This window comes from Saccharopolyspora indica, assembly GCF_027853965.1.
Lineage (GTDB): Bacteria > Actinomycetota > Actinomycetes > Mycobacteriales > Pseudonocardiaceae > Saccharopolyspora > Saccharopolyspora indica.
Genome location: NZ_JAQGLB010000033.1, coordinates 1 through 21,617, shown reverse-complemented (window position 1 = coordinate 21,617; position 21,617 = coordinate 1). Strand labels below are relative to the sequence as shown.

Annotated in this window: 19 protein-coding genes; 15 read left to right on the top strand and 4 right to left on the bottom strand. The window is 72.1% G+C overall.

What is annotated here, in order from left to right:
- Positions 1 to 57: 57 nt before the first annotated feature.
- Both OU416_RS38305 and OU416_RS38300 read right to left on the bottom strand, forming a co-directional pair.
- Positions 58 to 1,380 (bottom strand): hypothetical protein, encoded by a 1,323-nt coding sequence (locus OU416_RS38305; RefSeq protein ID WP_270931998.1) that lies wholly within the window; start codon positions 1,378 to 1,380, stop codon positions 58 to 60.
- Between the two features lie 46 nt (positions 1,381 to 1,426).
- Complete coding sequence (locus OU416_RS38300) at positions 1,427 to 2,062, bottom strand: TetR/AcrR family transcriptional regulator (RefSeq protein WP_270931997.1); 636 nt, start codon at positions 2,060 to 2,062, stop codon at positions 1,427 to 1,429.
- A gap of 101 nt (positions 2,063 to 2,163) precedes the next feature.
- On the opposite strand from OU416_RS38300, the gene OU416_RS38295 reads away from it, so the two are divergent.
- From OU416_RS38295 to OU416_RS38240, 12 genes are all read left to right on the top strand, one after another.
- Entirely contained in the window at positions 2,164 to 2,727 is a 564-nt protein-coding gene (locus tag OU416_RS38295) for an NADPH-dependent FMN reductase (protein ID WP_270931996.1), read from the top strand.
- A 10-nt stretch (positions 2,728 to 2,737) separates the two neighbouring features.
- Positions 2,738 to 4,198 carry an MFS transporter gene (locus OU416_RS38290; RefSeq protein ID WP_270931995.1) on the top strand — a complete coding sequence of 487 codons (1,461 nt, stop codon included), beginning with the start codon at positions 2,738 to 2,740 and terminating at the stop codon, positions 4,196 to 4,198.
- 124 nt (positions 4,199 to 4,322) lie between these two features.
- Positions 4,323 to 5,636 carry a purine-cytosine permease family protein gene (locus OU416_RS38285; RefSeq protein WP_270931994.1) on the top strand — a complete coding sequence of 438 codons (1,314 nt, stop codon included), beginning with the start codon at positions 4,323 to 4,325 and terminating at the stop codon, positions 5,634 to 5,636.
- A 103-nt stretch (positions 5,637 to 5,739) separates the two neighbouring features.
- Positions 5,740 to 7,278: a hydantoinase/oxoprolinase family protein gene (locus tag OU416_RS38280; protein ID WP_270931993.1), complete on the top strand. Its 1,539-nt coding sequence runs from the start codon at positions 5,740 to 5,742 to the stop codon at positions 7,276 to 7,278.
- Between the two features lie 2 nt (positions 7,279 to 7,280).
- Positions 7,281 to 8,351, top strand: a complete 1,071-nt coding sequence (locus OU416_RS38275; RefSeq protein ID WP_270931992.1) for a DUF917 domain-containing protein — start codon at positions 7,281 to 7,283, stop codon at positions 8,349 to 8,351.
- Entirely contained in the window at positions 8,348 to 9,439 is a 1,092-nt protein-coding gene (locus OU416_RS38270; protein ID WP_270931991.1) for a DUF917 domain-containing protein, read from the top strand. Before OU416_RS38275 ends, OU416_RS38270 begins: the two co-directional genes overlap by 4 nt.
- A 123-nt stretch (positions 9,440 to 9,562) precedes the next feature.
- Complete coding sequence (locus OU416_RS38265) at positions 9,563 to 10,870, top strand: GH1 family beta-glucosidase (protein WP_270931990.1); 1,308 nt, start codon at positions 9,563 to 9,565, stop codon at positions 10,868 to 10,870.
- The gene (locus tag OU416_RS38260; protein ID WP_270931989.1) at positions 10,867 to 12,099 is read left to right on the top strand and encodes an MFS transporter; all 1,233 of its coding nucleotides are present in this window, start codon (positions 10,867 to 10,869) and stop codon (positions 12,097 to 12,099) included. Before OU416_RS38265 ends, OU416_RS38260 begins: the two co-directional genes overlap by 4 nt.
- 43 nt (positions 12,100 to 12,142) lie before the next feature.
- Complete coding sequence (locus tag OU416_RS38255; protein WP_270931988.1) at positions 12,143 to 13,210, top strand: DUF917 domain-containing protein; 1,068 nt, start codon at positions 12,143 to 12,145, stop codon at positions 13,208 to 13,210.
- 139 nt (positions 13,211 to 13,349) lie between these two features.
- A complete protein-coding gene (locus OU416_RS38250; protein ID WP_270931987.1) occupies positions 13,350 to 14,849 on the top strand; it encodes a helix-turn-helix domain-containing protein in 1,500 nt (499 codons plus the stop codon).
- A 76-nt stretch (positions 14,850 to 14,925) separates the two neighbouring features.
- Positions 14,926 to 15,963, top strand: coding sequence for a peroxidase-related enzyme (locus tag OU416_RS38245; RefSeq protein ID WP_270931986.1), 1,038 nt, complete (start codon positions 14,926 to 14,928; stop codon positions 15,961 to 15,963).
- 201 nt (positions 15,964 to 16,164) lie between these two features.
- The gene (locus tag OU416_RS38240; RefSeq protein ID WP_270931985.1) at positions 16,165 to 16,905 is read left to right on the top strand and encodes a dienelactone hydrolase family protein; all 741 of its coding nucleotides are present in this window, start codon (positions 16,165 to 16,167) and stop codon (positions 16,903 to 16,905) included.
- On the opposite strand, the gene OU416_RS38235 is transcribed toward OU416_RS38240, so the two are convergent.
- Complete coding sequence (locus OU416_RS38235) at positions 16,863 to 17,627, bottom strand: isocitrate lyase/PEP mutase family protein (RefSeq protein ID WP_270931984.1); 765 nt, start codon at positions 17,625 to 17,627, stop codon at positions 16,863 to 16,865. The two genes, OU416_RS38240 and OU416_RS38235, sit on opposite strands and share 43 nt — an antisense overlap.
- Before the next feature lie 205 nt (positions 17,628 to 17,832).
- On the opposite strand from OU416_RS38235, the gene OU416_RS38230 reads away from it, so the two are divergent.
- Entirely contained in the window at positions 17,833 to 18,525 is a 693-nt protein-coding gene (locus OU416_RS38230) for an ArsR/SmtB family transcription factor (RefSeq protein ID WP_270931983.1), read from the top strand.
- Here the strand turns inward: OU416_RS38230 and OU416_RS38225 are convergent, their stop codons facing one another.
- On the bottom strand, positions 18,526 to 19,269 hold the full coding sequence (locus OU416_RS38225; protein ID WP_270931982.1) for an SDR family NAD(P)-dependent oxidoreductase: 744 nt from the start codon (positions 19,267 to 19,269) through the stop codon (positions 18,526 to 18,528).
- A gap of 215 nt (positions 19,270 to 19,484) precedes the next feature.
- On the opposite strand from OU416_RS38225, the gene OU416_RS38220 reads away from it, so the two are divergent.
- Positions 19,485 to 20,585, top strand: coding sequence for a winged helix DNA-binding domain-containing protein (locus OU416_RS38220; protein WP_270931981.1), 1,101 nt, complete (start codon positions 19,485 to 19,487; stop codon positions 20,583 to 20,585).
- Positions 20,586 to 20,661: 76 nt separating this feature from the next.
- Positions 20,662 to 21,477, top strand: coding sequence for an SAM-dependent methyltransferase (locus OU416_RS38215; RefSeq protein WP_270931980.1), 816 nt, complete (start codon positions 20,662 to 20,664; stop codon positions 21,475 to 21,477).
- The last annotated feature ends 140 nt before the right edge of the window (positions 21,478 to 21,617 follow it).

The following is a 21,617-nucleotide window of genomic DNA, read 5'->3' as shown; positions in this document are numbered from 1 at the left end:
CGAACGGATGAGAGGTGAAGGGCACCTTTTAGCAAGTAAGTTGCCTAAAGGTGCCCTTCACCTCGAAGAATTCACCTTGTGGGCGGCTTTTCGGGCGGATTTGGCGATCTTCTTGTCGGGGTGGTGGTCGCCGATCAGGGTGAGCACCTCTTGCGCGTGGGGGTGGTCCAGGCGCCAGATCTCGTCGAAGAGCGCCGCTTCTTGGCCGGCGGGGGCCGAATCCGCCAGCAGTGCGGCCAGCTCGTCCTGGTCGTGAGCGGCGCCTGTCGACAGCAGGTCCGCGAGCAGCCATGCCGCGTCGGCCGGGGTCGACTCGACGTCCGGCGCACCGGATTCCTGCAGCACCGACTTCGCGTACGGCCGCAGCGCCGGGTCGTCCAGAGCTTGCCGCCACCGCTGCTCCGCGCCTTCGACGGACTTCGCGAGGGACATCGCGATCACCCGGTGCTCCACGTCGCCGGACGCGGCCGAGGCGATCAGCTCGTCGACCGCTTCGGCGGGAGTGCGGGACTCCAGCCACGCTTCCCGCTCGGCCGCCAGTTCGGCGTCGCTCGCGGCCACGGCGAAGTCCACCAGGTCACCGGCGGTCATCTCCGCGGCCGATGGCAGGACCGGCACTTCGACACCGTCTTCGGCCAGCGCGCCGGCGAGCGCGTACTGGCCGAGCGGGGTGAGCCGGGCCGTCTCGTCGTCGACCTGCACCGCGCCCAGGTCGACCAGGATCGCGAGCAGCCGGTCCGCCAGGTCGCCACTGGTCTCGACCCAGCGCTCCCACTCCTCCGGCTCGACGTCGACGACGTCCGCGACCATCCGCCGCAGCGCCCCGGCGGGAATGCCCTCGTGGCGGGTCATGAACAGCATCACCAGGGCGAAGGCGCCGACGTCGGCCAGCTCGGGGTCGGCGTCGTCGTCCTGGAAGGCGTCCTCGCTGATCAGCCCCAGCACATCGGACCAGACGCCCAGCACGTCCTCATCGCTGCCGCCCGGCCACTCGTCGAGCGCGGGGCCCGGCGCGGCGGCGGTGGCGGGATCGATGAACTCCGCATCGACCGCCAGGTCCCACCGGCGGGCCAGGTCCGGGACGCCGGCCAGGCCCTCGACCGGTTCCGGCACCGGCAGACCGAGCGCCTCGGCCGCTGCGGTCACCTCGGCGGCCGTCCAGTCCTCAGCCCCGCGCGAGCGCTCGACGGCGCGCAAGGCCAGGGACCGGAGGTTGTCGAGCAGCTCGCTCCGCCTCGCGGCCGCCGCCAGCTCTTCCTCCGACGGCAACCGCAGCGGCGGGAGCCGGTCCGGCAGCCCGAGCATTTCCTTGAAGCTCAGCGGCGCCTCATCGGGGTCGCCGAGCTCGGACAGCAGGGTCTCGGCCAAGTCGCGCTCCATGGGCCGGAGAGTACCGCCGACGGCCGAGGATCACCGCAGCCACCGTCTACTGCGGACGATAGGCGCGGAGGAACACCCGCACCCCTGCCGCGACGATCTCGTCCAGCTCCGCCTCGTCCATGGGCCGCGCGCCGGAGTAGGTGCGGCTCTGGATCTCCGTGCCCACCAGTGCGACGAAGTGCATGGCCGCGCGGTCCGGGAGGTCGACGTCGAGCAGGCCTCGCTCGCCGAGTTCGGCCATCCGGCGCGCGAGCGCCTCGTGCACGCGCCGCGGCCCCGCTTCCTGCCAGGCCTCCAGGACGTCCTCCGGGATGTGGCCGACCTCGGCGTTGATCTGCCGCACCAGCGCGAAGTGCGCGCCGAAGGCCCCCGAGGTCAGGGCGAACGCGCGGCCGAGGCCGACCAGGTCGGACTCCAGGTCGGCGATCTTGCCCAGGTGGCGGTCCAGGTCGGCGTACTGGGCCTCGCGGACCTCCGCCGCGCTCTCCATGACCACCTCGCGGAACAGCTCCGCCTTGTCCGCGAAGTGGTTGTAGATGGTGCGCGTCGACACCTCGGCCGCCTTGGCGATCGCGTCGATGCTGGCGCGGGTGTAGCCGTCGCGGCCGAACACCTCCCGCGCCCCTTCGAGGATGGCCCGCCGCTTCTCCACCCCTCGACGCGAGGCGTTCTCCCTGCTCACAGCACCCTCCGGAAATAAGTACAACGACCATTGCACTAAGTGCATTACATGTTGTACTTTACCTCGTGTCAGCCTCCACCGCACGCATCCGAGGAGCGAAGATGTCCGCACTGCGACTGGCCGTGATCATCGCGAGCAACCGCGAAGGCCGCTTCGGGCCGACCGTGGCCGACTGGTTCACCGAGCAGGCGCAGGAGTTCGGCGACGTCGACGTCATCGACCTGGCCGAGATCCCGCTGCCCACCGTCATCGACTTCGGCGCCGCACCGGACCCGCACGTCACCGAGCTGGCCGGGCGGCTGGCCGCGGCCGACGCCTACGTCGTCGTCACCCCCGAGTACAACCACAGCTTCCCCGCCCCGCTGAAGAACGCGATCGACCTCTACCGCGCGGAATGGCAGGCCAAGCCGGTCGGTTTCGTCTCCTACGGCGGGATGGGCGGCGGCCTGCGCGCCGTCGAGCAGCTGCGGCTGGTCTTCGCCGAACTGCACGCGACGACCGTCCGCGACACCGTCAGCTTCCACAACGCCTGGGACCGCTTCGACCAGAACGGCGTCCCGCTGGACGCGGGCTGCAACGCCGCCGCGAAGGGCATGCTGACCCAGCTCTCCTGGTGGGCGCGCGCCCTGCGCACCGCGCGGACCGCCGAGCCTTACGCCGCCTAGGAGACCGACCGTGAAGAACAAGCTGACCCTGCTGTTCGTGCTGCTCGGCTACCTGCTGCTGCCGATGTCGATGTCCGGGACCACCGTCGCGCTGCCGCAGATCGGGACCGCGCTCAACGCCTCCGGCGGTGCGCTGCAGTGGGTGGTGACCGGGTACTTCCTCACCGCGTCGTCGTTCATGCTCGTCGCCGGGTCGGCCGGCGATCTGATCGGGCGGCGCCGGATCTACCGCTTGGGCGCCGCGACGTTCACGCTCGGCAGCTTCGTCGCGGCACTGACCCCGAACATCCTGGTGCTGGACGTGGCCCGCACCGTGACCGGCATCGGCGCGGCCGGGGTGATGGCCGGTGGCGGCGCCATCCTGGCGACCACGTTCACCGGCGCCGAGCGGACCAAGGCGTTCGCCGCGATGGGCACCACGGCGGGCATCGGGCTCGCGATCGGTCCGACGCTGGCCGGCTGGCTGGTCGGATCGCTCGGCTGGCGGGCCACCTTCGGCACCTTCGCCGCAGCCGGGATCCTGCTGCTGGCAGGCACTTTCGCGATGAGCGAGTCGCGCGCCGCGCACCGACCGCGGGCCGACCGGCTCGGCGCGGTGACCTTCATCGCCGGGCTCGCTTCGGTGATGTTCGCGATCACCCAGAGCTCCCGGGCGGGCTGGGGCAGCCCGCTGGTGCTCGGCCTGCTGGCCGCGGGTGCCGGGCTGCTGGCCGCGTTCGCGGTCGTCGAACGGCGCAGCGCGCATCCGCTGCTGGACCTGTCCCTGCTGCGCAACCGGCAGTTCGTCGGCTGGGTGCTCGCCGGGGTCGTGATGGTGCTGGGCTTCGGCGGGATGACCTCGTTCCTGCCCACCTACCTGCAGGGCGCGAACGGGCTGTCGGCGCGCGATTCCGGGCTGGTCATGCTGATGTCCACGGCTCCGATGCTGGTCCTGCCGCTGGTGGGCAGCCGGCTGGTGAACCGGGGCACCTCGCCGCGGCTGCTGATCGCCACCGGGCTGCTGATGATCTCGGCGGGCAACGCGTGGCTGACCCGGCTGCACCCGGGCATCGAGGCGTGGCAACTGCTCGGTCCGCTGCTGACGATCGGCATCGGCGTCGGCCTGGCGAGCGGGTTGATCGACGCGCAGGCGATGAACCAGGTCGACCAGTCGCGCGCCGGGATGGCCGCCGGACTGCTCAACACCGTGCGCGGTGGTTCCCAGACGCTGGTGCTGGCGTTGTTCGGATCGATCCTGATCAGCCTGCTGACCGGGCGGATCGGCGCGGAGCAGGCCGGCCGGGTGGCGACCGGGAAGCTCACCGGCCCCTCGCCCGACGTCCTGGCCGGGCACCTCACGGAGTCCTGGCAGGTCCTGCTCTGGGCGATCGCGGCCCTGACCGCGCTCGGCGCCCTCGCGGTCGCCGCGCTCCTCAAGCCGGGCCGGACATCGTCCCCGCTGCCTGCGCCACCGGTTCCGGCGACGACCTGACCTGCGACCGTGCACGATGCACTGCCGTTGCGCTCGAACTGTGCAGTTCATCCACTGACGACGGGTTGACCAGGGCTTACGGTGTCCGCCAACCGCCTCTCCGAGCCAATCCGAGGAGCTCGCCATGGCTTCGTCCGTCGGGGTCGACGACTACGCGCTGACCAGAGTGCCCGACCACGCCCGCTACTCCTGGTGGTCGGTGGCCGTGCAGCGGTTCGGCCAGGTCTCGGCGCTGAGCCAGTTCCTGCTCGGCGCCACGCTCGGCTTCGGCATGAGCTTCTGGGACGCCTTCCTCGCGCTGACCCTCGGTGCCGTGATCCTGGAGGTCGTGGCGATCTTCGTCGGGATCATCGGCGCCCGCGAAGGCCTGTCCACCTCGATGCTCGCGCGCTGGACCGGCTTCGGCCGCGCCGGGTCGGCGCTGATCGGGCTGGCCATCGCGATCAGCCTGATCGGCTGGTTCGGCATCCAGTCCGCGGTGTCGGCCAAGGGCCTGGTCTCGCTGGTCGGCGGCCTGCCCGAGTGGGGCTGGGCGCTGGTGTTCGGCCTGCTGGTCACCGCGATCGTGCTGCGCGGTTTCCGCTCGATGGCCTGGGTCGCCTACGTGACCGTGCCCGCCTTCCTGGTGCTCGTCGGCTGGTCGATCGGGGTGGAGCTCACGCAGCACGACCTCGGCGCGCTGATGGCCTCCGCCCCGCCCGGCCCGCAGCTGTCGCTGCTGGAGGGGACCACGCTGGTCGCGGGCGGGTTCATCACCGGCGCGGTGATCACGCCCGACATGACCCGCTTCAACCGCACCGTCGGCGACGTGGTCAAGCAGACGCTGGTCGGCATCACCCTCGGCGAGTACGTGATCGGCCTGGCCGGGGTGCTGCTCGCGCACGCCGTGCGCTCCGCCGACATCACCACGATCGTCACCTCCTCGGTCGGCTGGGTCGGCATCCTGGTCGTCGTCGCGGGCACCCTGAAGATCAACGACTGGAACCTGTACTCCTCCGGGCTGGGCCTGGTGAACTTCGTCGGCACGGTGTTCGGCAAGAAGCTCAACCGCGGCATCGCGACCGCGGTGTTCGGCCTGATCGGCAGCGTGCTGGCCGCGGTCGGCATCCTCGACCAGTTCACCGGCTTCCTGACCGTGCTCGGGGTGGCGTTCCCGCCGATCGGCGGGATCATGGTCGCCGAGTACTTCATCGTGCGGCGCTGGCGCGGGGAGCTCGAAGCATCGCGGGCGCGCGGCGAGATCCCCGCGTCCTCCCCGAACTGGGTGCCCGCGACGCTGGTCGTCTGGCTGGTCGCCGCGCTGGTCGGCGGATTCGTGGAGATCGGCCTGCCGAGCATCAACTCGCTGGTCCTCGCGTTCGTGCTCTACGTCGTCGCCGGAAAGCTCGGCCTCGTCCGCGGCGTCGGCAGCACCGCCGCGCGGACTCCCGTCGGCTGAGTCCGGGGCGGTGGCGATTTCGCGCGAAATCGCCACCCTGCCCGCAGGGCAACCGGTGGTTTCGCGCGAAATCGCCACTCGCACACTGAAAAGGAGTTCCGACTTGCGCATCGGCATTGACGTCGGCGGCACCAACACCGACGCCGTCCTGCTGGACGGCACCGAGGTGCTCGCCGCGGTGAAGATGAGCACCACCACCGATGTCACTTCCGGGATCGTCGCGGCCATCGACGGTCTCCAGCGGCAGCACGCGTTCGACCCCGCCGGGGTGCGCGCGGTGATGATCGGCACCACGCACTTCATCAACGCCCTCATCGAGGCCCGCCGGCTCGCCCCGACCGCCGCGGTGCGGCTCAGCCTGCCCGCCGGTGCGTCGCTGCCGCCGATGGTGGACTGGCCGCAGCGGCTGGTCGACGCCGTGTCCGGGCGCAGCTACCTGTGCCACGGCGGGCACGAGTTCGACGGCAGGCACATCGCCGAGCTGGACGAGGCCGAACTGCGCAAGGCCATCGACGACATGGGCCGCAACGGGGTGCGCAGCGTCGCGATCACCTCGGTGTTCTCCCCGGTCAACCACGACTTCGAGCAGCGGGCGGCGGAGCTGATCGCCGCCGAGCTGCCGGACGTGGCGATCTCGCTGTCCCACGAGATCGGCCGGATCGGCCTGCTGGAGCGGGAGAACGCCACGGTCATCAACGCCGCGCTGCGGGAGCTGGCGGCCAACATCGTGGACGGCCTGGCCACGTCGGTGGCCGGTGCGGGCATCACCGCGCCGCTGTACCTGAGCCAGAACGACGGCACGCTGATGGACGTCGACTTCGCCCGCCGCTACCCGGTGGCCACCTTCGCCTCCGGCCCGACCAACTCGATGCGCGGGGCCGCCGTGCTCTCCGGCCTGGACACCTGCGCGGTGATCGACGTCGGCGGCACCACCAGCGATGTGGGCGTGCTCAACCAGGGCTTCCCGCGCGAGGCGACCACCGCGGTCAGCGTCGCCGGGATCCGCACCAACTTCCGGATGCCGGACGTGCTGTCGATCGGCATCGGCGGCGGCAGCCTGGTGCGCGACGGGGCCGTCGGCCCGGAATCGGTGGGATACCAGCTGACCTCGAAGGCCCTGGTGTTCGGCGGTGACACGCTGACCGCCACGGACATCGCGGTGGCCGCCGGGCGCGCCGAGATCGGCGATCCGGAGCTGGTCAAGCACCTCGACAAGGACGTGGTCCGGGCCGCGCTGGAGCGCATCGCCGCGGACAACGCCGACGCCGTCGAGCGGATGCGGACCTCCGCCGAGCCGCTGCCGGTGGTCGCCGTCGGCGGTGGTTCGGTGCTGCTGCCCGACGAGCTGGGCGATGCGGGCGAGGTGCACCGGCCGCAGAACTTCGCGGTGGCCAACGCCATCGGGGCCGCGATCGCGCAGATCGGCGGCGAGGTGGACCGGGTGTACGCGATCGAGCCGGGCCGCCGCGATTCGGTGGTCGACGAGGCCAAGCAGGAAGCGGTCGACCGGGCGGTGGCCGCGGGCGCGAGCCCGTCCACCGTGGACATCGTGGACTTCGACGAGGTGCCCATCCCGTACCTGCCGGGCAACGCGACCCGGATCCGGGTGAAGGCCGTCGGCGACCTGCAGCTGGAGGCGTGATCATGCGCGAGATCGCACTGTCCGACCTGGACGACATCGCCCGCGGCGCCGCCATCCTGGGCACCGGCGGTGGCGGCGACCCGCACATCGGCCGGCTGCTGGCCAGAGCCTCGCTGCGCGAGCACGGCCCGGTTTCCCTGACACCGCTGGAAGAAGTGCCGCCGGAGGCCGCGGTGCTGCCGGTGGCGATGATGGGCGCGCCGACCGTGATGGTCGAGAAGCTGCCGTCGATCGAGCAGATCGGCCTGGCCGCCCGCACCCTCGCCGACTACCTCGGCCAGGAGCTCACGCACATCGCGTGCGCCGAGGCGGGCGGGGTCAACTCGCTGATCCCGGTGGCCGCCGCGGCGCAGCTGGGCCTGCCGCTGATCGACGCCGACGGCATGGGCCGCGCGTTCCCAGAGATCCAGATGGTGCTGCCCACGCTGTACGGCATCAAGGCCACCCCGATGGCCATCGCCGACGAGAAGGGCAACCGCGGCGTGCTGGACACCGTGGACAACCACTGGGCGGAGCGGCTCGCCCGCAGCGTCACCATCGACATGGGCTGCTCGGCGATGATCAGCAGCTTCGCGATGACCGGCGGGCAGGCCCGCGAGTCCCTGGTGCCGGGCACCCTGACGCTGTGCGCGGAGCTGGGCCGGCTGGTGCGCACCGCGCAGGCCGAGCACCGCGATCCGGTGGACGCCGTGGTCGAGCGGTTGGGCGGGCGGCGGCTGTTCACCGGCAAGGTCGTCGACGTCTCGCGGCGCACCGTGTCCGGTTTCGCCCGCGGTGACGCGCGGCTGGTCGGCATGGACGGCGACACCGGCGCCGAGCTGGTGCTGCGGTTCCAGAACGAGCACCTCGTCGCCGAGCGCGACGGCACCGTGCTGGCCTCGGTGCCGGACCTGATCTGCACCCTGGACCGGGAATCCGGCGAGGCGATCACCACCGAGGCGATGCGCTTCGGCCAGCGGGTCGCGATCATCGCCGCCCCCGCCGATCCGCGCTGGCACACCCCGGCGGGGCTGGAGCTGGCCGGGCCGCGCTACTTCGGCTACGACATCGACCCGGTGGGGGTCGGGCAGTGAGCTGGCAGCTGACCGAGGAGCACCTGACCGACCTGGCCCGCGGCGCGGCCGTGCTGGGCACCGGGGGCGGCGGCGACCCGTACGTGGGCCGGTTGCTGGTGCAGCAGGCGATCCGCGAGTCCGGGCCGGTCACCGTGCTCGATCCGTCCGAAGTGGACGACGAGGCGCTGGTGATCCCGACGGCGCAGATGGGTGCGCCCACGGTGGTGCACGAGAAGATCCCGAGCGGCGAGGAGGCGGTCACCGCGCTGCGGGCGCTGGAGGCCCACCTCGGGGCCGAGGCGACGGCGACGATGCCGATCGAGTGCGGCGGGATCAACTCGATGATCCCGCTGGTGGTGGCGGCCCGCGCCGGTCTGCCGGTGGTGGACGCCGACGGCATGGGCCGCGCGTTCCCGGAGCTGCAGATGGAGACCTTCGGGGTCTACGGCGTGACCGGGTCGCCGATGGCGGTGGCCGGTGAGCGCGGCGAGACGGCGGTGATCGACGCGGGCGCCGACAACGCCCGGATGGAGTGGCTGGCGCGCGGCGTCACCATCCGGCTGGGCGGGGTCGCGCACATCGCCGAGTACTCGATGAGCGGGGCCGAGGTGAAGCGCACCGCCATCCCGCGCACCCTCACGCTGGCGCACACCGTCGGCAAGGCCATCCGCGAGGCCCGCGAGCGCAACGCCGATCCGGTCGCGCACCTCGGCGAGGTGCTGAAGAGCACCTTGTACGGGCACCTGCGGGTGCTGTTCCGCGGCAAGGTCTCCGACGTCGAGCGGCGCACCGAGGCCGGGTTCGCGCGCGGGCGCGCGGCGGCGGTGTCCTTCGACGGCGAGCACGAGCTGGAGATCGAGTTCCAGAACGAGAACCTGGTGGCGCTGGTCGACGGCGAGGTGCGGTGCGTGGTCCCGGACCTGGTGTGCGTGCTGGATGCCGAGCAGGCGGAGCCGATCACCACCGAATCCCTGCGCTACGGCCAGCGGATCACGGTCATCGGCATCTCCACGCCGGAGCTGATGCGCACCCCGGAGGCACTGGCCGTCTTCGGCCCGGCGGCCTTCGGCCTGCCGCACGAGTTCCGCCCGGTCGAGGACATCTGACCCGCGCGGGTGGCGATGGCCGCGCCGTCGCCACCCGCGAGCGCCCTCTTGACTCGGGCGGGTGACCAGGACACCCTGACTGAACCCGAATTGTCTTCATGTTTTTGCGTGGAGGAGCGGTTCATGACGGGCTTTCCACCTGACTTCACCTGGGGCGTGGCCGCAGCGGCCTACCAGGTCGAGGGCGCTGCGAACGAGGACGGGCGCACCCCGTCGATCTGGGACACCTTCGCCCACGCCGAGGGCACCACGGCGGACGGCTCCACCGGGGACGTCGCCTGCGACCACTACCACCGGTTCGCCGAGGACGTGGCGCTGATGGCAGACCTCGGAATCGACTCCTACCGGCTGTCGGTGTCCTGGTCGCGGATCGTCCCCGACGCCTCCGGAAGGCCGAACCCGGCCGGGCTGGACTTCTACGACCGGCTGCTGGACTCCTTGGCGGACAACGGGATCAGCCCGGCGGTGAACCTCTTCCACTGGGACCTGCCGCAGTGGGCGCAGGACGCGGGCGGCTGGCAGCAGCGGGACACCGCCGCGCGGTTCGCCGAGTACGCGGAGATCGTCGCCGCACGGCTGGGCGACCGGGTCGGCACCTGGTCCACGATCAACGAGATGTTCGAGCACTTCGCGCTCGGGCACGTCACCGGCGAGCACGCGCCGGGACTGACCCTGCCGCTGGAGGAGGCCGCCGGGGTCGTGCACCACCTGCTGCTGGCCAGCGGCCACGCCGCGCAGGTGCTCCGCGGTCGGCTGATGGGGATCACCAGCTACGCCCCGGCGCGCCCGCACACCGACTCCGACGCCGACCGCGACGCGGCCGCGCTCTACGACGTCCTGCAGAACCGGCTGTTCACCGACCCGGTGCTGCTCGGCCGGTACCCCGCGGAGCTCGAACCGCTCATCGAGCCGTTCGTGCGGGAGGGCGACCTGGCGGTCGTCCACGCGCCGCCGGACCTGTGGGGCGTCAACTACTACTCGATCAACTCCGTCCGGGCCACCGAGGGCGCGGTCCCGCTCGAAGTCCTCGCGCCGCAGGGGTTCCCGCGCACCGCGTTCGGCTGGGCCGTCGCCCCGGAGGGCCTCACCGAGGTCTTGACGACGCTGCACGAGCGCTACGCCGAACACCTCCCACCGCTGGTGATCACCGAGAACGGCTGCGCCTACGACGACACCGTCGACGCCGCAGGCGGGTGCGACGACCTGGAACGCGTCGTGTTCCTGGACGAGCACCTGGCAGCGGTGCGCGCGGCGATGAACGCCGGGGTGGACGTGCGCGGGTACTACGTGTGGTCGCTGCTGGACAACTTCGAGTGGGCGGAGGGATACACCAAGCGGTTCGGGCTGGTGCACGTCGACTACGCGACCCAGCGGCGCACCCCGAAGACGTCGTTCGGCTGGTACCGCGACCGGATCGCCGCATCGCGATGACCGCCGACGGCCTCGGCGAACCGACCGAACGGGTGCCGGTCCGCTGGGTGCTGGCGTTCTCGCTGGCCACGGTCGGCACCTTCGTCGGCTGGTACGGGCCGTTGCAGATCCTGCTCGCCAAGCAGGCCGACGCGTTCGCCCCGGGCGACAAGGAAGCCGTGCTCGCGTTCGCGGCCGGGATCGGCGCGCTGTTCTCGATGCTGGCCAACCCGCTCTGGGGCGCGCTCTCGGACCGCACCGCTTCCCGCTTCGGCAGGCGGATCCCGTGGGTCGCGGTGGGCACGCTCGGCGGGGTCGCCGGGCTGCTGCTGATGGCCGCGGCGCAGGGCGTGGTGGGCATGATCGCCGGGTGGTGCCTGGTGCAGACCGCGCTCAACGCACCGTTCGCCGCGCTGTCGGCGGCCATCCCGGACCAGGTGCCGCTGCGGCACCGCGGCACCGCGGGCGGGTACTTCGGGGTCGCGCAGACGATCGGGATCATGGCCGGCACCGGGCTCGCGGTCGCGGGCGGCGGGATCGTCGGCGGATACCTCGCGTGCGCGGTGTTCGTCCTGCTCGCGCCCGTGCCGTACGTGCTGCTGCGGCGGGACCGGGTGCTACCGGCGGAGCTGCGCCCGCCGTGGAGCCCGCGCGCGTTCTTCGCCGGGTTCTGGCTCGATCCCAGACGCCACCGCGACTTCGCGTGGGCCTGGCTGACCCGCTTCCTGATCAACCTCAGCAACTCGATCACGTTGCTGTACCTGCTGTTCTACCTCAAGGACGCGGTGCGGCTGCCCGATCCGGGCGGCGGCGTGCTGGTCCTGACCGCGATCAACGCGGTGACCGTGCTGGGCTCGGTGCTGGCCGCCGGGATCTGGTCGGACCGGATCGCCAACCGGCGCGCCTTCGTGGCCTGGTCCGGCGTGATCATGGCCGTCGCCGGTTTCCTGCTCGCGGGCTGGCAGACCTGGCCGAGCGCGGTCGTCGCGGCGCTGGTCCTCGGCGTCGGGTTCGGCGCGTACACCTCCGTCGACTTCGCGCTGATCACCCAGGTGCTCCCGGCCGCGCTGGACCGCGGCAAGGACCTCGGCGTGATCAACATCGCGAACGCGCTCCCCCAGGTGCTGGCCCCGGCCGTCGCCGCGCCGATCGTCGCGCACCTCGGCGGCTACCCGGTGCTCTACACCGCCGCCTCGGTCGTCGCGATCGCCGGTGCGGTGCTGGTCTACCGGATCAGAACCGTTCGCTGAGCCCGTCCGCGCCGGGTTTGCGCTGATGGGGCAGGCTGTGGGCGTGCAGATCGGCCTTGCGGACGTGCCCGCGCTGGAACGGGGCGTTTCGCTGCTCGGATCCGGTGGTGGCGGCGACACGGTGACCGCCTCCGCACTGCTGCGCGGGCGGCTCGCCGCCGGCCGCCGGGCCGCGCTCACCCCGATCCGCGAGTTGACCGGCGATGCCCGGGTGGTGCCGATCGGAGTGATCGGGGCGACCGCGGTGTTCGCCGAGAAGCTGCCCAGCGGGGCGGAGTTCCGGGACGCCCTCGCCGCGATCGAGCGGTGGACCGGCCACCGCGCCGACGCGCTGGTCTCGATCGAGGTCGGCGGGCTCAACGGGATCGTGCCGCTGGTCGTGGGCGGCCAGCTGGGCCTTCCGGTGGTGGACGCGGACCTTTCGGGGCGCGGCGTGCCCCGCCTCGACCAGCTCTCCGTCGCCGCCGCGGGCAAGGGGCTGACGCCCGTCGTGCTGGCCGAGCCGGGCGGGCAGGTGCTGGTCCTCGCCGAGGCGACCTCGACCGAGGTGGAGCGCACCGCGCGCGCCTTCCTCGCCGGTTCCGGCGGCTGGGCGGTCCTCGCGCTGGCCCCGATCCGCGCCTCCGAGCTGCCGGAATGCGCGATCCCGGACACCGTGAGCGCCGCGCTCTCCCTGGGCAGGCAAGCGCTTTCGGCGGATGCCGCGCAGCTCGCGGCGGCCACCGGCGGGCGGGTGCTTGGGCTGGGCCGGGTGGTGGAGGTGTCGCGGCGGCCGGGCCCCGGCGAGCACGGCCGGACCGCGTTCGCCCGCGGCAGCGCGACCGTCCGGGATCACCGGACGCAATCGCTGCTCCGGCTGGAGATGGAGAACGAGTACCTGTTCGCGATGCGCGACGGCGAGCCGGTGGCGTCCACGCCGGACGTCCTCGCGGTGCTCGACCACCGCACCGGCGCGCCGATCCCCTGCGACGTCATCCGCCGCGGCGTCGAGGTCACCGTCCTGCAGCTGCCCGCCGCCGGGTTCTGGACCGACCCGCGCCGCCGCCAAGTGCTGGCGCCGCGCGCCTACGGCATCGACTCCGACCCCGTCCTGCTGGAGGTGCGGCGATGACACCCCCTGTGTCAACCGGAGTCCTGCTCAACCGCACCTCAGGGGACCGTGATGCAACCCAGCCACAAGAAACCGCCAAAACGCGAGAGCGACGCCGAACGCAACCACCACTGAAAATCGCGGAGAGGCGGGACTGCCGATGACCATCAGCGTGCACCGCCTGCTCGCGCTGCCGGACTGGCGGGAGTCGGTCCGGGTGCTGGCGGGCGACGTGGACCGGCCCGTGCAGCTGGCCCGGCCGATGGCGCACTCCGTCCAGCCCGGCGAGCTCGTGGTGGTGGTCCAGCCGATCCCCGCCACCGACTGGCGCATCGACGCGCTGCTGCGCCGGACCGCCGACGCCGGCGGCGCCGGGGTGCTGCTGCCGGAAGGCGGCCTGCTGGAGACCACCCGCTTGCTCGCCGAACGGCTGGGCGTCCCGCTGCTGACCTCGACCGCGCCTCCGCTGGACCTGCTGATCTCGGCCCGGATGCTGCTGGCCGCACCGGCGCTCGACCGCGCGGACCTGGTGCTGGCCGTCCACGATGCGCTCGGCCCGCGCGTCCGGCCGCCCGAGGAGGTCGTCACGACCTTGCGCGACCTGCTGGACGCACCGGTCGCCCTGCTCGACGACAGCGGCGCGCTGATCGCCGGAGAACTCCCCCACGCTGCCGAAGTCCGCGTGCACGAACCGGTTCCGCAACGCGCCCAGCTCGACGAAGGCATCCTCCTCGCACACCCGGTGCTGCTCCTGGACACGACGCGCCCGACGCTCTGGCTGGCCACCGAGCTGCCCGGCCGCAGCGCCGCTCGCGCCGACGTCGTGCCGCCTGCGCTGTCGGTCGCCGCCGCGGCGGTGCAGCGCTGGCTGCTCACCAACCGGATCGAGCTGGAGCGCGACGCCCGGTCCCGGGCCGCGCTGCTCGCCGATCTCCTCCGCCTGGACGACGAGCCGACCGCCGACCTGCGCCGCCGAGCGGCCGACGCGGGCTGGAGCCTCGGTGGCTGGCACATCGGCATCCGGATCGGCACGCAGTCCTCCGTGGACACCGTGGCGCGGAGCCGGGAGGTCGAACGGGTGCTGCGCGCCGAGGGCGTCGGGGCCGTGGTGGTCGAGCACGGCGACGGCTGGACCGGCTGGGCGAGCTTCGAGCAGGAACCCACGGCCGACCGCGTGCGATCGCTGGCCGCGCAGCTGCGCGCCGCCACCCGCGAACTCCGGCGAACCCTGGACGTGCACGTGGGAGTCGGCCGCCCGCACCCGCAGGCCGAAGGGCTGGCGACCACGATCGCCGAGGCCACCGACGCCGCGCGGATGGCCCGGACCCGCCCCGAATCGGGCCGCTTCCTGCACGTCGACCAGCTCGGCATGGCCCAGCTGCTGCTGGAGTGGACCCGCACCGACACCTTCGAACCCGCCGCCCGCACGCTCATCGCACCGCTGCGCGGCCAGCCCGGCGACCTGCTCCGCACCCTGGCCGCCTACCTGGACGCGGAGTCCTCCATCGCGGAGACCGCCGCGGTCCTCGGCGTGCACCGCAACACGGTCGCCGCGCGCATCGAGCGGATCGAACGACTCCTCGCGGTCGATCTCAGCCATCGCGACGAACGCCTCGCACTGCACCTGGCCTGCCGCGCGGTCACCCTCGCCGAGGGCTAGGACCCCTCGTGATCACCCGGACGCGCGGGCCGTGGAAACTACCCGCGGAAAGCCGTTCAACCGGACGAGGATGCTTATGACGACCGCAAGCAGTGTCCGCGCCGAATCGGTGCTGGCCGTGCTCCGACCGGACGTGCGCGAGCTGACCGCGAACGTCGACGCCGCCGTGCTCCGCCCGGCCGACCTGGCCGCCCTCGACCGGGCCGACCGGGCCCGGATCGCGCTGCGCGTCGCGCTGGTGAACGACCAGCCGGACGACGAACTGGCGGCCGAGCTCGACGCGCTGGCGGGCGAGGGATCCGCCGAGGTCGTCCAGGACACCGAGCGATGGGCCGAGCTGTCCGAGGCGCAGCAGGCGCTTCTCGCGCACTGCGAGCAGGTCGCTCTGGACCCGGCCGACGTGAGCGTCGCCGAGATCGGCGAGCTGCGCGAGCAGGGCTTCAGCACGGCGCAGGTCGTGGCGGCCGCCCAGGTGGTCGCGGCCACCAGCTTCCGGATCCGGTTGCTGCGCGGGCTTCAGCTGGTCGAGGAGGCCGACGCCGGACCGTGCGCGGAACCGGCGAACACCATCGCCGTCGGATCGACCGCGGACGGCTGCGAGCTGCCGACGCCCGGCGAGGCGTTCCCGCAGATGCGCTGGGTGCCGTGGGTGGAGGCGGACTCCTTCGACGTGGCGCTGCAGCACGACCCGGAGGCCCTGGAGGCGTGCAGCGCGCTCTACAACGCGATCATGACCGACCCGGGTGAGCTGGCCGCCGCCGAGCGGGAGCTGGCCGCGCTCGCGGCCTCCCTGCGCACCGGGTGCGCGCTGTCCTCCGGCGTCCACGGCCGCCGCCAGGTCGAGCTGTCCGACGACCTGGTGACCTCGGTGGCCCTGGCGGAGGCGGGCCCGGCGGCGGTGCCCGACCAGCGCCAGCGCGCCATCGTCGACGCGGCCGCCGCGCTGGCTCCCACGCCGACGGCGCTGACCGCCGAGCACATCAGCCGCCTGCGCGCGGCCGGCGTGAGCGTCGAAGGCGTCCGCGACCTGATCGCGGTGGCGGCCATGACGGCCTGGACCAACCGCCTGGCGATGACCCTCGGCAACGCCACCACCCGCGACTCGGACTGGTGAACACCGAGCCTCCGCACCCACAGACGTGAGCGCTCCACCGCACTGAAACACCAGGTCGGTGTCAATTTCGTACGAAATTGACCATCACCCGGGTGAACGTCAATTTCGTACGAAATTGACGGCGACCCCGCCGGGCCTCCGCCACGTGTCGGGTTTCGCGGTCCGGGGTAGTCGGAGCCTGCGGAACTGGAGGAGGCTCACATGGTTCAAGTCGCGACCGAGCCGGTGATCGTCAAAACCCCTGCGGGAGAGCTCGAAGGGGATCTCGTCGTGCCACCGCCTGCCCGGGCGGTGGTTCTGTTCGCGCACGGTTCCGGGAGTTCCCGGCACAGCCCCCGCAACCGCGCCGTCGCCGAATCCCTGCAGGACGCCGGGTTCGGCACCATGCTGCTCGACCTGCTCACCCCGGAGGAGGCCAAGTTCGACCAGCGGACCCAGGAGCTCCGCTTCGACATCGACCTGCTCACCGAACGCCTGGTGCCCGCGATCGACGAGCTGAACGCCTGGTCGGCCACCAGGGGCATGCCGATCGGGCTGTTCGGCGCCAGCACCGGCGCCGCCGCCGCGCTGAAGGCCGCCGGGCGGCGGCCGGACCGCGTCGCCGCGGTGGTGTCGCGCGGCGGTCGCCCCGACCTGGCCGGGACGGGCCTGGATTCGGTGCAGGCCCCGACGCTGCTGATCGTCGGCGGCGACGACCGCGAGGTGCTCAACCTCAACCGCCAGGCGGTCGAGCTGCTCACCGCGCTGCCGCTGACCGACGTCAAGATCGAGATCGTGCCGCACGCCGGTCACCTGTTCGAGGAACCCGGCGCGCTGGACCGCGTCGCGGAGCTGGCCGCCGACTGGTTCCGCAGCTACCTCGGCGCCGGCGTCGAGCACCCGACCGGACCCGACGGCGGTCACTGGAAGCCACCGGAACCGCGCCGCCGACCACCTGCGTAGTCCCGCACAACCGAATAGCCCGGCACGCCCGCCGCCACGGGCGAACCATCGCGAACGGCGCGAGCAGTCGTGATCGCACCGTGCAACGCCGCGCGGTACAGCAGCGAGCCCGTGCTCACTCGCCGGACGCCGAGCGCGGCGAGCTCTTCGAGGTCGAGCCCGGGCTGGAAGAGGATGTTGACCGGGACCCGCACCGCATCCACCAGCGCGCGGATGTCGTCGACGGCGGTCATGCCCGGCACGAAGATGCCGTCGGCACCAGCCGCCGCGTACCGGACCGCGCGATCGATCGTGTCGCTGAGCGACGGTGCGGTGCCGAGCCAGTAGGTGTCGGTGCGCGCGTTGAGGAAGAGATCGGGAGCGCGCCGCTTCACCTCGCCGATGAGCTCCTGCAGGTCGCCGAGACCGTCCTCCAGGTTGATCCCGGCCACGCCGAGCTCGGCGAGCTCCTCGGCGACCTCGGCCGCGGCGCCGAAGCCCAGCTCGATGTCGACGCTGATCGGACGAGGTAGCTCGACCAGCCTGCTGGCGAGTTCGACCGTCTGCGCGCGGGTGCGCCCCGCCGCGTCCAGCTCACCGTGCGCGACGGCCACCCCGAGGCTGGTGGTGCCGATCGCCGCGAAGCCCTCGGCGACCAGCGCTGCGGCGGAGGCGAAGTCCCAGGCGTTCGGCAGCAGCAGCGGCGATCCCGCCCGGTGGAGTGCGTGGAATTCTCCCGGCATGCCGCCACCGTAGGGCCGGAACGCTTCGGTGCCCGCCGAAGTGTCCTCGCAGCAGAATGGCTGTGACACCCCTCGTGTCGAGTCCTGATCAACCGCACCTCAGGGGACCGTGATGCAACCCGGCCACAAGAAACCGCCCACCGCGCGATCCCTCCCGAACGCAACCACCACTGAAAAATCGCGGAGAGGCGGGACCGAACGCGATGTGGCCAGGCTGGCCGCGCTGCTCGCCGACCCGACCAGGGCCGCCTTCTGCCTGGCGCTGCTCGACGGGCGGGCGTGGACCGCGACCGAGCTCGCCGGGCACGCCGGGGTCGCGGCGTCGACGGCCAGCGAACACCTGAACCGGCTGGTCGAGGGCGGCCTGCTCGCCGAACGCCGCCAGGGTCGGCACCGCTACGTGCAGCTGGCGAACGCGCAGGCGGCGGATCTCCTCGAAGCGTTCATCAGCCACCTCGGCCCGGCCCGGCAGCCGCCGACCGGCCTGCGCGCGGTCAGCGCCTCGGCGGCGCTGGCCAACGGCCGCACCTGCTACGACCACCTGGCCGGTCGCCTCGGTGTCGCGATCACCGACGGCATGACCGCGGCCGGACTGCTCGACCAGAGCGACGGATTCGCCGTCACCGACACCGGTTTCAGCTGGCTGACCGGCACGTTGGGGATAGCGGAGGCGGATCTCCGGAGCACCCGGCGCCCGCTGGCCCGCCCCTGCCTGGACTGGACCGAGCGCCGCTCCCACCTGGCTGGCACCGCCGGAGCGCACCTGCTGCGCAACTTCCTCGCCAACGGCTGGATCAAGAAGATCGGAACCGGCCGCGCGGTGCGCCTCACCGCAACCGGAACCACGGCGCTGCGCGACCACCTCGCGATCGACGCGCAAGTCCTCGGTCTCGCGTGATCAGCGCGGCATGCGGCGCCAGATCGCCTGCGGGACCAGGCGCATCGCCGCGAACACCCAGCGCAGGATCGGCGGCACCCACACCACGCGGCGGCCGCGCCGCAGCGCCTTGACGGTCGCGTCCGCGACCTGGTCCGGCGTGCTCGACCACGGCGCCGGGCTCATGCCGGTGGTCATCCGCCCGATGACGAAACCCGGCCGCACGATCAGCAGTTCCACCCCGCTGCCCACCAGCGCGTCCGACAACCCGCTGGCGAACCCGTCGAGCCCGGCCTTCGCCGACCCGTACACGTAGTTCGCGCGGCGCACCCGCACCCCGGCCACCGACGAGAACACCACGATCCGGCCGCTTCCCCGCTCCCGCATCAGGTTCGCGAGGTGCGTCAGCACGCTGATGTGCGCGACGTAGTCGGTGTGCACGATCTCGATCGCGTGCGCCGCGTCGCGCTCCGCGCGCTCCTGGTCGCCGAGCAGGCCGAAGGCCGTCACCGCGACCTCGATCGGCCCGTGCTCGTCGACGATGCCGCGCAGCAGCTCGGCGTGGCTGCTCACGTCGTCCGCGTCGAACTCCGCCCGCGCCACCTCGGTCGCGCCCACCTGGCGGAGCACCGCCTCCTCGGCGTCGAGGTCCGCCGACCGCCGCGCTGCCAGCACGACCTTGCCGTGGCCCTGCTTGACCAGGCGCTCGGCCACCGCCATGCCGATCTCGCTGCGGCCCCCGAGGACCAAAACCGCTCCGCTCATCGCGGTAAGTCTGCCACCGCCGCATGTCGGTGCGCCCACGTACTGTCCCGGAGGCGGAAGGAGGAGCGATGGGTGACTTTGTGCCAACCGCAGCACATCTCAACCGCACCCCAGGGGAACGTGACGCAACCCAGCCACAAGAAACCGCAAAACGCGACATCAACGCCCAACGCAACCACCACTGTGAATCGCGGAGAGGCGGAAACGGGAGATCCATGCCCGTCCTCACCCAGCGCCAGCTCAACCGCACCGCGCTGCAGCGGCAGCTGCTGCTGAGCCGATCCGGGAAGTCCGCGATCGAGGCGGTCGAGCACCTGGTCGGAATGCAGGCGCAAGCACCGTTCCCGCCCTACTTCGGGCTGTGGACGCGGCTGACCACCTTCCAACCCGACGACCTGGCCCAGCGGCTGCTGGACCGCAGCGTGGTCCGCATCGTGCTGATGCGCGGCACGGTGCACCTGGTCTCCGCCGAGGACTGCTTGCTGCTGCGGCCGATGGTGCAGTCGTTGCTGGATCGCGGCGTGCGCAGCAACACCCAGCACCGCAGCGAGCTCATCGGGCTCGACGAGGACGAGCTCACCGCCATCGGCCGGAAGCTGCTGGACGAGCAGCCCCGCAGCGCGGCCCAGCTGCGGCCGCTGCTCGCCGAGCGCTGGCCTGACCGGTCCCCGGCCGCCCTGGCCTTCGCGGTGCGGAACCTGTTGCCGCTGGTGCAGATCCCGCCGCGCGCGATCTGGGGCCGCAGCGGTCAGCCCGTCTACGCCACCGCCGAGACCTGGCTCGGCCGCCCGCTCGCCGATGCGGCACCGGTCGAGGAGGTGCTCCGCCGCTACCTCGCCGCGTTCGGCCCCGCCACCGTCGCGGACGTGCAGACCTGGTCCGGGCTGCGCGGGCTGAAGGACGTGGTGCGCGGGATGGACCTGCGCGGCTTCCGCGACGAGAACGGGCGCGAGCTGCTCGACCTCCCCGACGCCGAGCTGGCCGATCCGGAACTGCCGAGCCCACCGCGCTTCCTGCCACCGTTCGACAACCTGCTGCTCTCCCACCACGACCGCGGCCGCGTCATGTCGCCCGAGGACCGGAAACGCCTGTTCAGCGTGAAGAACGCGGTGCTGCCCGGCACGATCCTGGTGGACGGGTTCCTGCACGGCACCTGGCAGATCACCCGCAAACGGGACACCGCGACGCTGCACATCACCGCCTACCGGGCGCTGCCCGACGCGGAGGCGCTCGAGGAGGAGGGCCGCCGGTTGCTGGCCTTCGCCGAGCCCGATGCCGTTGAACAGTCCGTGAACATCGCCGTCGACGCGGAGTGATAGGTGTTTACCGAAAGAACTCGGGGACCTACCCTGGGCTAGATCGTTTCCACCCCGGACCGAGCGGACCCACTCCATGGCAGATGTTGACCGGCCGCAGATCGACACGAGCAAACCCAGCATCGCGCGGGTCTACGACGCATTCGTGGGCGGCAAGGACAACTTCGAGGTGGACCGCCAGGTCCTCCGGCAGATCCAGCAGATCGCGCCGGAGGCCATCGAGGTCGGCAGGCTGTGCCGGGCCTGGCTGATCCGCGTCGTCCGGTTCATGGCCGGTGGCGCCGAGATCGACCAGTTCCTCGACCTGGGATCAGGCCTGCCCACCGCGGAGAACACCCACCAGGCGGCGCAGCGGCTCAACGCCGAGGCCACGGTCGTCTACGTGGACAACGACCCGTCGGTGGCAGCGCACGGCCGCGCGCTGCTGGAGGAGAACGAGAACACCCACTTCGCGATGGGCGACCTCCGCGACCCCGCGGCGATCCTGAGCGATCCGATGGTCACCAAGCACCTCGACCTGAGCAGGCCGGTCGGGCTGATCCAGTGCAACACGCTGCACCACGTGACCGACGGCGAAGACCCGAACCGGATCATGCAGGCCTACGTCGACGCACTCGCGCCGGGCTCCTACATCGCGATCTCGCACCTGTACAACCCGGACGACGGCAGCGCCCACGCCGAGCTCGCGGTCGCGTCCCAGGCGCGCTTCAACGAGATGATGGGCAGCTGCTACTACCGCCGCCGCGAGGAGATCGCCGCCCTGTTCCGCGACCTGGAGATGGTCGAACCGGGCCTGACCTACCTCTTCGACTGGTGGCCCGACGGGCCCCTCCTGCGCCGCCCCAGCGCCGAAGCCCACAACCTCCTCGGCGGAGTGGCCCGCAAGCCCTGATCCCGTGAACCGCGAACGGCCCGCGCACCAGCTTGAGTTCTAGGAGTCGTCGCAACACCCGATCTACGGGGATGCGATGGACTTCGAGACTCGGAACCGGTCGGTTAACCAGGGCCGTCGACGGTTGACGCGTGAGCGGG